Source organism: Massilia sp. W12, assembly GCF_037300705.1.
Lineage (GTDB): Bacteria > Pseudomonadota > Gammaproteobacteria > Burkholderiales > Burkholderiaceae_D > JACPVY01.
The window spans coordinates 1,890,931-1,907,512 of record NZ_CP147776.1 but is presented as its reverse complement, the minus strand read 5'-3'; the positions used below and the strand labels follow the sequence as shown (position 1 = coordinate 1,907,512).

The window sequence follows — 16,582 nt, the reverse complement described above, 5'->3', positions numbered from 1 at the left end:
CTATTTTCAGGGGGCAGCATTCAACAGGCAGGGGCGATGACTGCAAAGGCGCGTTTGCAGCATGCGTTGACCATTTCAGACTACACCATGCGTCAGGCGCAGTTTGTATCACTTGTATCACTTACCATCAGGCCTCAAACAGCAAATAGGCTTCATATCCCTCTTTTTCCAGATTCTTCCGCAATTCCGGCTCAAGCCGACAGAGTTGCGCAATCTGTAGTTGCGCTTGGCTTTTGACTGCAGGCAAATGCCGGATGCATGCAAATCGATAATAATTTATCCAGGCAATCGCTTGTTGCCTGTGATCTGCACAATTTCTCAACCGTTCAATTGCAACCAAATAAAAATCCTCATGATCAGGCCGCTGTTCATGCACCAAACCAAAAACATCCCCCAACTTATTGCCATATATATTCTCAAGCTGCTCTCTGTAATCGAGCCAAAACTCACCAAGGAATATGTACTCCCACGCGGTATCTTCTCCCACATGTAATTTAGCGGTATAGCTCATAGTCAGCACATACAGAGAGAAAACCTGCGCCACATCCGCCGCATGATATGAAATAGCCGATTGCAAATGAAACGCCAGATTAGCGACATAAGCTTGCAATCGCTCCCAATCTTTCACACATAATGCGCAATAAATTGCTGACTCCAAATGCAATAAGGCATGCTGATGCAACCCCGAAATTGTTTCGCCGGCTTTGGCGATAGGTTTAGCGGATGCAAGCGCTTGCAAACGCCGTCTGGCCAACAAAGCCCGTAAATTATGCCACTCGGGAATTGTGCGCGTATCGCCGCTCAACACCTGAGTTGGCGAATATCCCATTTCCCATATTTTTTCATGGTTCAATGCCGGAGCCTCATCATAATCAATTCTATCCAGTAAAAATTTGGCTTGATCTTGCAAACAAAAATCCAATAAATCGCTTGCTTCTATTTCAAGCACTTGCTTAATCAATGCACGTGCCTCACAATAATTTCCGATCCTGCGCCAATACAAGGATTCCCGCAATTTCAGCATGACCAGACCGTCTTTACTCAAGTTATGCGCATATACTGGCGGCAAAGTATCCAATGCGCTGGCCAAATTTCCATGATGGGCAAAAGCATCCGAAATCAAGCAGTGCTGCAACAGCTCATGCAATGCCATCATATCTGTATTTTTCAACAACAATGGCCAACGCCATTTATCCCGCATGGCTTGCACATCTTCTATACCGGATTCTTCTTCATGCCAGACTTCTTCTTTCCCCGCCGACAAAATTTCATATGCAAAATCATGCGTGAATTCACATTTCCAGGGGCCTACCGTCTTATTTCTGCTGCCATATTTCACAACAATTGGCAAATCAGTACAGTTTTCAATGCACTTCTCAATTGCCGCCACAATGCGCCCGAGCTGCATTCTGGTGAGTTCCCCCATATAACCATGCCGCTGCAGCGCATGCGTCAAATTATCCAAGGTGAGATCTTGATTACTGCGTGCTTTTTTAATCAGTAAAGCCAGAAAAAGCGCAGCCCATTGCGGGCCGAATCTGGCGCCGCCATCATCGCCAAATCTATATCTGTTTTGCTGCACATCAATGATGAATGTGTTTTCCATGAAATCAGTCCAATATGAAATGCAATCATGAGTTGATTGTAACCTTGCTGCAGTGCAAAACACAAGCCTTCTCTTGTCTCAAATACGCTTTGATGACTTACTGGAGCGCAGTTTCTATGCTTTATGTCAATTTCTTGACACAAACCGATGCTTGCTGCTTCTGCCTGCATCTATGAACTGACCTACCAGATGGGCGCAGTGACACATCATCAAGATCATATATTAGCGGTAATAATTTGGTCACATTTATCCTTGGCAGCACTTATTGGAGAAACGTGCAAAAGAGAATATTCAATGTGGCACATCCAAGCAGACTGCTCAATGAGCCACATGAGCATCAATGTCAAGATGCGAATAATTTATTTTTTGATATTATTTTAGTGTTTTTCAATGCACTCTGCATGTACATATTATCCCATCTCTATTGCCAAACGCTCTGACTGTCCCTCTAAAAAATATTGTGAATTTGCAAGCAAACGCTTGAAATCACAACTTCCTATCAGTAGAATCATACCGCTGCTCGGGTAACGTTATGCGTTGAATATTGATTCCCTGTGGCAACTTTCATTCCTGCGAGATCGCACACCTGCGCTTTCTCTGAGTCCCCTTTTGTATCCGCACCGCTTTACTGATCATTCTGCTATTTGGAGAAAGCACATGAGCAAGTTTGGGAAAGTTGAACGCAAACCCGGTTTTTGGTCACAAAATAAAATTGTGCAAAGCCTCAAGCGCCATCCGCTGCAATCCAGCGCAGCAATTCGCCAACCCGCCTCTTGCACTTTCTCTGAGTCCAGCTTCACTCAAGCGCTGGAACAATTGGAGCCACGTGTTTTACTGTCTGCAGACTTACTGCCCTTGGATGCAGGGCATCTGTTTGCGGCGCATGAGGAGCGCTTAATCGCCTCAGAAAACAAGTCAGGAGATACCGCAGCGGCGCAAACAGTTCAGTATGGCCCCATGGCGCAGCAACAGACCGTGCATGCAATCTCAAGCTCCAATGCAAATCTGGTGTTCAGCGGCAGTGGAAATGGCCAGTTATTACAACAGCCCGATGGCAGCTACCGTTTGCAATTGAGCGGCACCGACGCCAGCACCGCAGTTTCGATCAGTTTGCCGGCTGGGGCGCCGCGCATCAGCTTGAGCGCTCTGACGGCGGATGCTAAAGTCGGGCAACTGAACCTGAGTAATGCAGATTTACGGCAAGCCCAGGCCATTTTGCCGGGAGGCGTAAACAGCCTGCAATTAGGCGATGTGAGTCAGTCTTCCATCTCGCTGGGCTCCAATGCTGATGCAACGCTAAAACTCGGCAAAGTGACGGCAAGCACCTTGAAGAGCGACGCAATTAATCTGAGCCTGGAAGCTGCAGCTTGGATTGCTGACGCACAAAATGCCGGGAAAATTGAAAGCGCAGGCTTAAAACGTCTTGCTGTGTCTGGCGACTTTGCTGCTGACCTGTTCATATCTGGCGCCGGCGTGAGCACATATGCGCTTGGGACAGTGCAAATTGATGGCCGGCTAAGCGGTGGTTTATGGTCTGTGCATGGGCGCGCCTCTAGCATCACCGTCGGCTCTGCCGCCCCGGAATGGCGCGCCAATTTTTCAGGAAGTGTGGTGCAATTACTCAGCAAGGCTGATTTAGCGGGACAGATATCGCTTGCTTCTTTGCAACTCATGCAAGTAAATGGGAGTGCAAAAAAACTGAATTTATGGGTTGGCGCTGATTTTGGCGATGACGCAGCCCCAGGCGGCAGCGGCGTCAATGCAGATACGTTTAAAGCAGGTACGCTGGCCCGGGTCAGGATCAGCGGCAGTCTGCTGGACAGCCAAATTCTGGCCGGCATTGATCCTGTCAACAGCATTTTTTCTGATGGCAACGACCGCCAATTGGGCGCTGGCGCCCAACGCATACAGGAATTTATCGTCGGCGCGCAAATGAGCGGCAGCAGTGTTATCGCGCCAGCCTTTCCCGCAACCGTGAGCATCGGCGGCGTGTTGCGCAACCCCGCCAGCCTGCCGCAATTTGCAACTGTTACAGCCGACCGGGTCGCGCCAGTGGCGGCTGCAGCTTTAGTGAATGACAGTGGGCGCTCCAATCGCGATGGCATCACCAACCAGGTCGAGATCAGCGGCATAATCAGCGATGCTGGCGGTGTGGCGCAACTGCTTGTAGCGCTCAATCCCGGCCCCAACGCCGCCTTTCAGAACATTACCGGACGTTTGCAAGCTGATGGCCGTTTTACGCTTGAGCGTGGCTTGCTTGACAGCCTGGCAGGTGGTCAACTGGCGGATGGCGCACACTTCTTGCGCGTAATCGCCAGCGATAGCGCCGGCAATCAAAGCGCCCCATTTGATTTGCACTTTGTCTTGGATACCAGCGCCCCTGTGATCGGTGAGCTTGGCTTGGCCTTATCAGATTCGCTCAATGGCGACAGCAGCCAAACCAGCGCAGCTTCAGTGCTGTTGCGCGGCGCCACTGAAGCTGCAAGCAGCGTCAGTGTGAACGCGCAAAATCTGAGTGCGCTAGCGAGCCAAAACGGCAGCTTTCAACTGGCAGGCGTGGCTCTGGCGCCCGGGCTGAATACGCTGGAATTCACGTTCACCGATGCTGCCGGCAATCAAAGCCAGACGACCCGCAGCTTTACCCGTGTAGCACAGAGCCAGTCTGATGCGGTGCTGAACTGGAATATGATTGCCTTGCGCACCATCCAGCGCGATGTCACCGCGCCACCGGTGGCGACACGGATCCTGGCTTTGCAAAGCCTCGCCGTTTACGACACGCTGGCGGCCATTGAAGGCACGCCGGCATTTTTAGTGCAGCAATCCGTCTCCGGCCCGATTGCCGCTGATGCGGCAGCCTCAATGGCGGCATATCGCGTGCTGTACTTGCTTTATCCGACGCAAAGAGTGGAATTGGATGCTGCGCTGGCCACTTCCTTGGCGTCGATAGCTGATGGGGCGGCCAAAAGCGCCGGCCTGCAGCTCGGTCAAAACATTGCAGACGCAGTGGTCGCCATACGCGCGCGTGACGGCTATTTAAATTATGCCAACGATGATGGCGGCCCCCAGGCCGGTCAGTGGCGGCCTACCGGCCCAGCCTATTTAACCGCACAAGAGCCACAATGGGGACAGGTTGTGCCATTTGCGCTCAATTCTGCTTCGCAATTCCGGCCCACTGCCCCGGCCGCACTGGATTCGGCTGAATATGCAGCGGCGCTGAATGAAGTGAAAACCCTGGGCAGCGCCAATAGCGCCACACGCACTCCGGACCAAACCCAGCAGGCGCTGTTTTGGGCAGATGGCGGCGGCAGCGTAACCCCACCCGGGCACTGGAACCAGATCGCCGCTGATGTCGCCAAAGCCAAGGGCAACAGCCTGGCGGCAAACGCCCGCTTGTTTGCGCAATTGAATGTGGCCTTAGCAGACGCAGCGATTGCCGCCTGGGACGCAAAATACAGCTATGATTTTTGGCGCCCGGTGACTGCGATTCAACAGGCAGACCTCGATAACAATCCCGCCACAGCCAAAGAGGCAAACTGGACGCCATTCTTGATAACGCCTGCACATCCCAGCTATGTTTCAGGCCACTCCACTTTCAGCGCGGCGGCAGCGGAAGTGTTAACGGCGGCATTTGGTGAGCAAGTCGCCTTTTCCACCACCAGCAGCACCTTGCCGAATGTGGTGCGCAGCTTCACCAGCTTTAAGCAAGCGGCTGAAGAGGCCGGGGCCAGCCGGATTTATGGCGGCATTCACTTCAGCCTGGATAATGTGGCAGGCAAGCAAATCGGCACCCGGGTTGCCGCCACCGTATTGGAGCGTTTCCGTTTGTCGGCAGACACACAGGCGCCGGCGCTGATGTTGGCGGATTCTGCAGCCGCCAGTGCTGTCAATCCTGTCTTCAGCGGGCAAATTTTAGATAATCTGTCCGGCGTCGCCAGTGCGCAATACCGGATTGATGATGGTCCATTGCAAAACCTGCCATTGCAAGCGAATGGCAATTTCAGCATCCGCACCGATTTTGCCTTGGATGGCAGCCGGGATGGCGCGCACAGCCTGACGATCATCGCACAAGATGCGGCTGGCAATCAAAGCCCCCTCATGCAGCGCAGCTTTATTTTGGATACCAAGGCCCCAATACTGAGCCTGAGCAGCATTCAAGATGGCGACGTGCTCAACGCCAACAGCGTATTAAGCGGCGTTGCCGATCCGAGTGGCGGCGCACTGCAAGAATTGCGTTACCGCTTTGATGATGGCGCATGGCGCAGCATGATTTTTGATGGGCGCAACAACTTTGCCCAAACGCTGGATTGGCGCAATCTCAGCCCCGGCAGTCACACACTCAGCATCAGCGCACTGGATAGCGCCGGCAACCGCGCCACACTCAGCCGTTTGGTGCAGGTCAACGCGCTGGCCCCGTTGACCATCACCGAATTAAGCCCGGCGCATGGCAGCACCGATGTTGGCAGCACTTTTCATCCGAAAATCAACTTTTCGCGCGCAGTCGATACGGCCAGCTTGAATGGCGACAGTTTTTATGCCACCGGCCCGGATGGGCGCAAGCTTGGCGCGAATATTGTGACGGCCAGCGATGGCAGTTATGCCTGGCTGTTCTTGCATGAAGCCATGCCGGGCGGCAGCGTGGTGAATTTGCATGTGCGCGGCGATTTGATCCGCGCCGCGGCAGATGGCGCTTTATTGGATGCGGATGGCAATGGCGCCCCGGGCGGCTTGCGCAGCATCAGCTTCACCACCGTCAGTCTATCCCCTGTATTGGGAACGAAGTTGATTGGCCGGGTGGTGGACCCCGGTGCGGATTTGAAACCCGGCACGTTTGATGATATCCGGCGCGGGCCGGACGGGGTGATTCACACCGCCGATGATGTGTTTTTAAATCCGATTGCCCACGCCAGAGTCAGCATTCTGGGCCTTGAAAATCTGGTGGCGTACACCGATGCCAATGGCTATTTTGAACTCAATAATGTGCCGGTGGGGACAGTCAAGCTGGTGGTGGATGGGCGCACCTCAAGCAATGCGCCGGAGGGCGTGTTTTGGCCTGAAATGGTAATGGATATCGAGCTTGCGCCCGGTATTACGAATACCGTGATGGGCAGCATGGGCGCACGCGAATCGCGCGCCGCCAATTTTGAACGCAGCGAAGTGTATTTGCCGCGTGTATTGACGAGCGCCTTGCAACAAACCAGCGCCACCCAGCCCAGTGTGATCACTGCGCAAGCGGCAGGCAATATCGGCTTGACGGATGAGCAGCGCAGTCAACTCACATTGACGGTTCAACCCGGCAGTGCGCTGGATGAGAACGGGCGCCAGATTGCCGCGCCGCAAATCGGCGTCGCGACTGTGCCGCCGGAACTGGTCAAAGACATGTTGCCGCCGGGCGTGATGCAACATACTTTCGACATCACAATTCAAGCGCCTGGCGTGACGGCATTCGCACAACCGGTGCAAATCACCTTCCCGAATGTATTTCATGCCGCGCCAGGAACGAAGTTGAATGTGCTGAGTTTTGATCACACAACCGGGCGTTTGGTGATCAATGGCACGGCAACGGTGTCGGCTGATGGAAAAACGGTGGTGTCGGATGAAGGGGCGGGGGTGACAGCGCCGGGGTGGCATGGGTTGGTGCCGCCAGGTTCCCCATCTTCCGGAGGGCAAACGACTCCTCCGCCACAAAACTGCCCGGACGAGTCTTATGCCAATCTAAAAGCAACAAAAGCTGGTATCAATGTTGGCATGGATATAGCCGGTGCTTCTTTAAGTGCTGCCGAAGTAATTGGAAAGAAATTAAATCCGATTATTTCAATAGCAACAGCAGCCAATGATGCCATTAACTTTTATAATACCCTTCGCGACCCAGATGCGACCACTAGCGAAAAATTACTTTCAGGCGTCACGGCAGCACTTAGTTTGGTATCTTTTATTCCACAAGTAAAACTTGCAACGGTTGCTATTCAAGGCCTCTGGTCTATCACTACATCATTGTTCATGGATGGTAGAGATCTCAATAGAGCAATCAATGAATCTGAAGCAGCTCGTGCAGCATGCAGTGCAAATCATCCAATTTTATCGTTGGCTGGGCGTGATAGAACTGAAGTTGATCACCGGATATCGAATTTCAGAGATGAGTTAAACCTCCAGTCTGGCTATATTAATGAGTATATAGAATTAGTCAGGCGCATTGAAAATGTAACAAACGGCAACTATTCTGCGGATAAAATCAATTCACTATCAGTTTCAGATGTAAAAACTATGGCTGAAGCAATGGCTCGGTTGCATGTTTTGCATGAAAACATCAAGAATGCCAAGAACATTGCAACTCTTTCTTTCGACGTTCTGGCTAGCCTTAGTGATTATTTTGCATATACATCACAGCTAATTAAGAGCATGGATTCAAATCAGGTTCCAGTTTCGGGGAACCAGAAACTATTTGGTATGCTCACTAGCCAAAATGGATCTATTGAGCGGTTTTCTTATTTGCAAGGAAATGGGATCAGTTGGCAACTGGCCCCTGACATGATTTATTCATTGTCAGTACTAGACCCTGAAACTGGCAGCGTTGGTCTTACTACATTCAGATCTTCTCCAACTGGAGTCCCAACAATAATCCCTCAAATCTTTTTAGCACATCAGACTGATGACTCCGACAATGATGGGCTATCTGATATGGCGGAACAGATTATCGGTTCCAAGCAAGACCAAGTCGATACTGATAATGATGGAATTTCAGATTACAGAGAAATAAAGCAAGGAACCGACCCCATAGACAACCTCCCGGTTGCGACCGGCATCGTCTCTTCTCTTCCGCTCAATGGCAATGCCACAGCGATCACACTGAGCGGAAGCAATAACGCCACAACAAAACTGGCCTACATCGCAAATGGCAATGCAGGTTTGGCAATCGCTGACGTCACCCAGTTTTCCAAGCCAACGCTGATATCCAAACTCAGTCTGGGTGGGTTCGCTTCTGACGTTGCGGTAGATGACAAGGCTGGCGTTGCGGCAGTCTCTACGGGTAACAATGGACTAAGCTTGGTTGATGTTAAAAATGCGCTCGCGCCGCAAATAATTCGCACCATCCCTGGCAACTTCACCCAAGTCGAAATCTTTGACGGCATTCTCTATGCCAGCAAAGACGCCAGCCTGTTCAGTTATGATGTGTTGACCGGGGAAAATCTGGGACAGTTCAGCACCGGCAATTCCGCCATTCGCAGTCTGGCGCGTGAGGGAAGTCATTTATACGCCACCACCGAACAAGGCACACTGATCGCCATGGAAATGCGCGCTGGCGAAATCATCAAACGCGGCGCATTGTCCAACCTGCCGACTGGCGGCAAGCTGTTTGTCGGCGGCAAGATTGCCTATATTGGCAGCACCACTGGCTTTGGCGGTGGTTTCGCCACGGTGGATGTCAGCAATCCGGCCAATCCGGTCTTACTGTCCGGCATTGACGCAAACAATGTGCAAGGCGGCGCGATTGCCGCTAATGGCTCAGGCTTAGCCGTATCTGTTGGCTCATTGCTTGGCAATGCATTGGATGTGATGGATGTCTCCGACCCGACAGACACTGGAAAATTCATCACCCGCTACAATTTGCCGGCGGCGCCGATGGATGTCGCCATTGGCGGCGGCATCGCCTATGTGGCGGATGGCAGCGGCGGTTTGCAAATCGTCAACTACCGGCCGTTTGATAATAAGGGCTTGCCGCCTACAGTTGAGGTGGATAGCTCTGCGATAGATCAAGACCCGAATCAAGCTGGTTTGCAAGTGGTTGAAGGCTCCAGCATCTCGCTTTCAGCCTTGATCCGGGATGATGTGCAAGTCGGCAATGTGGAATTGCTGGTCAATGGCAAAGCCGTCAGCAATGACATTTCCTTCCCCTTTGATTTGCGCGCTGCGCTGCCGAGCATTGCCGCCAATGGCGGCAGCACAGTCAGCCTGGCGGTGCGCGCCACGGATACCGGCGGCAATGTCAGCAGCTCAAGCCCCATCATTGTGGAATTAATCAGGGATACCACGCCGCCTGTCTTGCAAAGCGCAAATGTGACAGAAGGCATGAAAGTCGGAGCCAGCTTCCGTAATCTCCGCTTGAATTTCTCAGAGCCGCTGGATCAGAGTAAATTCAACACCGGCGCCATCACCGTCCTGGATGAGCGTGGGCAAGCCGTGCCGCCACAAAATATCCAATTCCGACTTGATGGCCGCCAAGTGCAACTGAGCTTTGCACAGTTTGCCATCGGCCATTACACCGTACATTTTGACGCAGAAAAAATCAGTGACACGGCTGGCAACCCTATCGCCAGCGCGCCGGCGGACCTGCATTTCACAGTGCAGCGTTATACCAATGAGTGGCTCAATAGTGCGGGTGGCGATTGGAGCAATGCAGCGAATTGGAGCGCTGGCCGCCTGCCCACAGAGTCGGATGATGTGGGCATCAATCTGGACCCGGGCGCCATACTCAGCATTTCAAACGGCAAGGCGCAGGTCGGCAATCTCGATCTGCAAGGTGAATTGCATTTATTGAATGGTGAATTCTCGATTGCCGGCGCCGCCATCATTCAAGGAACTTATAAGCAATCCGGTGGCGTTTTAAGCGGAACAGGAAGCCTGCAACTCAACGGCACTGACAACCTGTGGACTGGCGGGCGCATGACAGGCGGCGGCGTCACCCGCATCGCCCAAAATGCGACGCTGCAAATTGGTGGCGATAGCGCCTATCTCGCCTACTGGGGCGATCGGACCCTGGAAAATGCCGGAACCATCATCACCCAACGCAGTTACTATGGCCACCCGGTGGACTTTGAAGGCCGGGCGGTGTTGGATATGCAAGGCGGCTCGCTCAGCTTTGCACAGGATGGCATAGGCTGGTCAGATTACTACAATGGTTCGGGCAATACGGATTCACTGGAAATCAAGGGGCAAGGCCAGATTGTCGCTGGCGCGCTCAACCTCAGCAATACATCGCTCAAACTGGCGGACGGCTTGCAAATTAATGGCGCAGTGCTGGTGAGCGGCAGCGGCGAGATTAGCGCTCAGGGCAATATTTCAGTCAGCACCTTGGCGCTGGGTGGGGGGCAGACGAATTTGGATGCTCCCTTAACCTTTAACGGCAAGCTCAAACTCGATGGCGGCAATCTCACCGCTTCCAGCCAAATTGATGTCAACGGCGATTTCATTTTTAATAATGGCCAACTGGATGGCGCTGGCGTGCTGCGTTTGCATGGCGCCAATAATCAGTGGACTGGCGGGCGCATGACAGGCGGCGGCGTCACCCGCATCGGCCAAAATGCGACGCTGCAAATTGGCGGCAATAACGCCTCGCTTGCCTACTGGGGCGATCGCACCCTGGAAAATGCCGGAACCATTGTCACCCAGCGCGGCTACTATGGACATCCGGTGGATTTAGACGGCCAAGCCGTGCTGGAGATGCAGGGAGGTTCACTGAGCTTTGCTGAAGATGTCATTGGCTGGTTTGATTACTACAACGGCTCCGGCGATACGGATTCACTGGAAATCAAGGGACAAGGCCAAATTACCAATGGCACGCTCTATCTGTACAACACTTCTCTCAAGTTGGCTGACGGCTTGCAGTTAAGCGGCGCCGTGCTTGTGAATGGCAGCGGAAATATTGCGGCGCAAGGCAATGTCACTGTTGGCGCCTTGACGCTGGCTGGTGGTCAGGCGAGTTGGGATGCGCCTTTGACCTTCAACGGCAAGCTGAAACTCGATGGCGTCAATCTCACCGCTTCCAGCCAAATTGATGTGATCGGCGATTTTATTTTAAGCAATGGCCAATTGGATGGCGCAGGCGCCCTGCGACTGTATGGATCAGGAAATCAATGGACTGGCGGGCGTATGAGCGGTGGAGGGACAACTCAGATCGGCAAAGACGCCACGCTGACCATTGGCGGCAACCCCAATACTAACAGTCTTGCCTTTTGGGCTGATAGAACCCTGCTGAATGCCGGTTCGATCATCACCAAACGGGGCTACACTGGCAACCCGCTCGATTTTGATGGTAAAGCCATGCTGGACATGCAAGGCGGCACACTGAGTTTCGCTGAAGATGGCATTGGCTGGTTTGATTACCACAACGGCTCCGGCAATACGGATTCGCTGGAAATCAAAGGTCAAGGCAATATTGAAGCCGGCTCACTCAGCCTTACCAATACTTCCCTCATACTTCATGATGGATTGCAGCTTGGCGGCGCGCTGCAGTTCTACGGCAGTGGCAATATTGCAGCGCAAGGCAATATCTCTGTAAGTTCACTGTCGCTGGGCTCCGGTCAGGCCAACTGGAATTCGCCAGTGAACTTTAATGGCAATCTCAAACTGGCCGGCGCCAACCTCACCATTTCCGATCAGCTTGAAGTGACAGGGAACTTCAGCTTTACCGAAGGCCAAATAGCTGGTTCAGGCACACTGCGCCTGAATGGCGCCAACAATCAATGGTCAGGCGGCTGGATGAGTGGTGGAGGAACTACCTCGATTAGCAAAGGCGCTACTCTGACCATTGGCGGCAACAACAGCATAGCATTCTTGGCTGATCGAACCTTGCTGAATGCCGGCACAATCCTCACCCAGCGCGGCTACTATGGCAATCCGCTTGATATTGAAGGAAAAGCCGTATTGGACATGCAAGACGGCTCTCTCAGTTTTGCAGAGGATGGCATAGGCTGGTTTGATTACAACAATGGTTCTGGCAATCTGGATTCATTGGAAATCAAAGGCCGAGGCAATATTTCCGCCGGCACGCTGACCCTCACCAACACCTCCCTGATACTGGATGATGGATTGCAGCTTGGCGGCGCCTTGCAATTTTATGGCAGTGGGAATATCGCAGCACAAGGCCAAATTACGCTTGGCTCACTAGGTATTGGCGGTGGCCAATCGGTTTGGAACGCACCTTTAAGCATTACAGGTGATCTCAAGGTCAATGGCGGCACTGTTTCGGCAAGCAATCAGGTCGATGTCAATGGCAATTTTATGCTCAGCTCCGGCAAATGGGATGGCGCAGGAACACTTACCCTGAACGGTTTCAATAGTCAGTGGATTGGTGGGGAAATGACGGGTGGCGGCACGACTCGCCTTTCTACTGATGCAAAACTGACGATAGGTGGCGAAGGTAATATTCCTTCATACGCACAATGGGGCGACCGGAAGCTGGTGAATGCTGGGGAAATTGTCAGCAAACGCAGTAATTATGGCGCAGCACTAGATCTTGAAGGCAAAGCGGTTTTGGATTTGCAGGGCGGCTCCCTGCGCTTTACCACCGACTTTGGCTGGATGGATTATGGCAATAATTCGGGCAATACTGATTCTTTGCTGATTCAAGGAGAAGGCAGCATCCTCGAAGGTAAGTTCTCGCTCAGTAATTCCACCATCACATTTGCTGATGGCTTAGATATGCATGGCAATGGCGCCTTGGACGTGACGGGCAATGTTGTACTGGAAGGCGCAGCCAGTTTGGAAAATCTGACATTATCTGGAGGCACAGCCACGGTCAACGGTAATTTGATTGTGAAAAATGCCCTCAAAGCCGACGCAGGCATCCTGGGCGGAAATGGTACGGTCACATTGGAAGGCAACGGCAGCACATGGACCGGCGCATTGATGACGGGCGGCGGAACGACACGAATCGCCAGTGGCGCCACACTGACTATTGGCGATGAGGGCAATTCTTATTCTTATGCCCAATGGGGCAATCGAACCCTGGAGAACGCTGGAGCTATCGTCAGCAAGCGTAGCAATTATGGTGCTTCCCTGGATATCGAAGGCAATGCCGTCTTGTCCCTCCAGGGAGGCACATTAAGTTTTACCACCGATTTTGGCTGGATGGATTATGGCAATAATTCAGGCAATACTGATTCCTTGCTGATTCAAGGCAAGGGGAGCATTCTTGAGGGCAAGCTATCAGTCAGCAATTCCACCATCAAATTAGCGGATGGTTTAAACATGCATGGCAATGGCGCCTTGGGCGTGACGGGAAATGCTGTGTTGGAAGGTAGCGCCAGCGTGGAAAATCTGACTCTAGCTGGCGGCACAATTACGGTCGGCGGTAACTTGACAGTGAAGAATGCTCTGAAAGCTGAGGCCGGCATTCTGGATGGGAACGGCACAGTCACACTTGAAGGCAGCAGCAGCACCTGGACCGGCGCACTGATGACGGGCGGCGGCACTACACGGATCGCCAACGGTGCAACCTTGACCATAGGCAATGAGGTCAGTTCTTATTCTTATGCGCAATGGGGCAACCGAACATTGGTAAATGCCGGCGCGATTGCCAGCAAACGCAGTAATTATGGTGCAGCACTGGATCTGGAAGGTAACGCCATTTTGGATTTGCAAGGTGGCTCTTTGCGCTTTACCACCGACTTTGGTTGGATGGATTATGGCAATAATTCGGGTAATGCAGATTCCTTGCGGATTCAAGGCGAAGGCAGCATTCTGGAAGGCACGCTCTCGGTCAGCAATTCCACGATCACCTTAGCGGATGGCTTGAAAATACAAGGCAATGGCGCCTTGGGCGTGACGGGTAATGCCGTGCTGGAAGGTGCAGCAAGTTTGGACAATCTAACCCTATCCGGCGGCATGGCAACGGTTCGCGGTAACTTGACTGTGAAGAATGCGCTCAAAGCCGAGTCCGGCATCTTGGATGGAAGCGGTATGGTCACGCTGGAAGGCAGCGGCAACACCTGGACCGGCGGCTTGATGACTGGCGGCGGCACGACCCGCATCGCCAGCAGCGCCACCTTAACCCTGGGCAGCGACACAAATATCTATTCCTATGGCCAATGGGGCGACCGGACGCTGGTGAACGCTGGCGCCATTATCAGCAAGCGCAGCTATTACGGTGCGCCTATTGATCTGGAAGGCAAAGCGGTGTTGGATCTGCAAGGCGGTTCATTACGCTTTACCAGCACGCTTGGCTGGGTGGACTATAACAACAGCTCTGGCGCTGCTGACTCATTACAGATAAAAGGGCAAGGCCAGATTCTTGAAGGCGCGCTCAACCTGACCCATACCCAACTTGTTCTCGACGATGGCGTTTCTTTGAGCGGCAACATCAATCTTGATGGTAATTCCACCCTCAAGGCCCAAGGCACAGTGCAAATTGGCGCCTTAGGCATTTCAGGCGCCGCCATTACAGTTGACAACCCGATGACGTTGAACGGGAATTTGAATATTGAAGGCCAGTTCACAATCAATAGCTCTGCCACCATTATGGGAAATCTGAATTTCAGGAGCGGTCGCATTGATGGCGCAGGCACATTGACCTTACAAGGCCAAAACAACACATGGACAGGCGGCACAATGAGCGGCGGCGGCATCACTGAAATTGCAAGCGGCGCCACATTAAACCTGACTAGCAACTATTCAAATCCCAATCTGGAACAGCGCACCATCAATAACCATGGTAATTTTGTGCACAGCATGCCCTCCCCGTTCTACTTGACAGGAAATAGCGTACTGAATAATTACGGCGTGATGGATCTGCAAGTGGACAGCACATGGATGCGCTCCCCATGGTATGCAAACGGCGATCTGGTGCTGAACAACACCGGCTTGCTGAAAAAATCAGCTGGAACAGGCTCGTTTTATTTTTACAACACGACCTTGAATAATACCGGCCGGGTGCAAGCAGCAAGCGGCGCCATTGTTGTGAATGGCGTCACCATACCCAATACCCTTGCGTAAAGGCCGGGTATTCTAAGCAATCACTAGCCATGCAGTGCGACAGGCCACTGCAATAGCAATGATAAGAGAGGACTGAAAATGAAACACATTCACAACAAGTTTTTGCGACATGGCCTTGCATGCGCTGCGTTTCTTGGGGCCATGGCTTTCATTGCGCCAAGCCAGGCGCAACAAGTCAGCTATGAGGTGATGCACTCCGGCAATAGCAATGTTTGGCAATACACCTATCACTTTAACGGTGAGCTGCCATTGTTTAATGCTGTCAACATCTTATTTCCATCGAGCGAATTTTCATTTTTGCAGCTTGTGCATAATGGCGCGCCAGGGCAATTGGATGTGCTGAGCACCCAACCTGACGCCATCTTACAGGCCGATGGGCAATTGACTGTCACTGCTTTGGACAATTTACCTGCAAGCTTCAACAATACAGTGCGGATTGATGTCGCATGGACAGGGCAAGGACGCCCCGCAGCACAGTCCTGGCAATTATTGGATGACAGCTTCAACGTCTTGGCAACCCGCATGACAGTTCCGTTGACACCGATCCCCGAAGCAGAAACCTGGGCTTTGCTGATTGCAGGACTGGGACTGATCCATTTGCGCAGGCGTAAACCAGTAAAAGCGTAATCCACTCTGCCTATGGAATTTAAGTCTGACCTTAAGCAGGATGCGGCTGGCGGCGCTGCACACTTGCTCCAGGCATGGCAAAGCCGCCTGCACAGCGCTGGAATTGCCTGCAAGACGCTTGCCTGGGAAGGTAGTGATTCCCAAAGTGTGAATCCGGAAGTTTCGCCTGAGTGGCTGACGCGCTGGAAATCAGTCGCGCAGGCAAGTACGCCCGGTGAAAACCTGAAAATAGTCCGTCCCGGCTTGTCTGCAGTCGAAGACACATTGTTCGTCTTGCGTGTAGAGTCACAAACGACATTTCATGGCGTACTGGGGGTCTGGCTTGCGCCGACGCAAGGAGAGCGTTTTGCCCCGATGCTTGTATTAGCCAGTGCTTGGCTATTGGCTGAATTTGAGCAACGCAAGGCGCAATTTCAAGCTGATCCGGCACAAGTTCTGGAAATACTGGCTTACACGGGCGCACAAGCCGATGCACGCACGGCGGCACAGGAGTGGATCAACCGCTGCGCCAATCAACTGGGCGCCAGCAATCTCCATTTAAGCTTGTTTGAAATCAGGCGCGGGCAAGCCCGCTGGCTGGTTTCATCCCACACCGCCTGGATTGAGCCAGGCACACCAGCTTTGGCGGAGGCCGAAGCCTTA

Annotated in this window: 5 protein-coding genes; 2 read left to right on the top strand and 3 right to left on the bottom strand. The window is 52.7% G+C overall.

What is annotated here, in order from left to right; genetic code table 11:
• Positions 1–127: 127 nt before the first annotated feature.
• The 3 genes from V8J88_RS07675 to V8J88_RS07665 form a co-directional block, all read right to left on the bottom strand.
• The gene (locus V8J88_RS07675) at positions 128–1,606 is read right to left on the bottom strand and encodes a hypothetical protein (RefSeq protein WP_338848786.1); all 1,479 of its coding nucleotides are present in this window, start codon (positions 1,604–1,606) and stop codon (positions 128–130) included.
• Positions 1,607–3,310: 1,704 nt separating this feature from the next.
• Positions 3,311–3,538, bottom strand: coding sequence for a hypothetical protein (locus V8J88_RS07670; RefSeq protein WP_338849997.1), 228 nt, complete (start codon positions 3,536–3,538; stop codon positions 3,311–3,313).
• Positions 3,539–3,673: 135 nt separating this feature from the next.
• Positions 3,674–3,964: a hypothetical protein gene (locus tag V8J88_RS07665; RefSeq protein WP_338849996.1), complete on the bottom strand. Its 291-nt coding sequence runs from the start codon at positions 3,962–3,964 to the stop codon at positions 3,674–3,676.
• A gap of 327 nt (positions 3,965–4,291) precedes the next feature.
• Between V8J88_RS07665 and V8J88_RS07660 the strand changes: the two genes are divergently transcribed.
• Both V8J88_RS07660 and V8J88_RS07655 read left to right on the top strand, forming a co-directional pair.
• Complete coding sequence (locus V8J88_RS07660) at positions 4,292–15,313, top strand: Ig-like domain-containing protein (protein ID WP_338849852.1); 11,022 nt, start codon at positions 4,292–4,294, stop codon at positions 15,311–15,313.
• A gap of 78 nt (positions 15,314–15,391) precedes the next feature.
• Positions 15,392–15,940 (top strand): hypothetical protein, encoded by a 549-nt coding sequence (locus V8J88_RS07655; protein WP_338848785.1) that lies wholly within the window; start codon positions 15,392–15,394, stop codon positions 15,938–15,940.
• Positions 15,941–16,582 lie beyond the last annotated feature (642 nt).

Excerpts from the sequence above, each read along its gene's own strand:
- V8J88_RS07655 (WP_338848785.1), top strand. The coding sequence starts at position 15,392 with ATGAAACACATTCACAACAAGTTTTTGCGACATGGCCTTGCATGCGCT.
- V8J88_RS07675 (WP_338848786.1), bottom strand. The coding sequence starts at position 1,606 with ATGGAAAACACATTCATCATTGATGTGCAGCAAAACAGATATAGATTT.
- V8J88_RS07660 (WP_338849852.1), top strand. The coding sequence starts at position 4,292 with ATGATTGCCTTGCGCACCATCCAGCGCGATGTCACCGCGCCACCGGTG.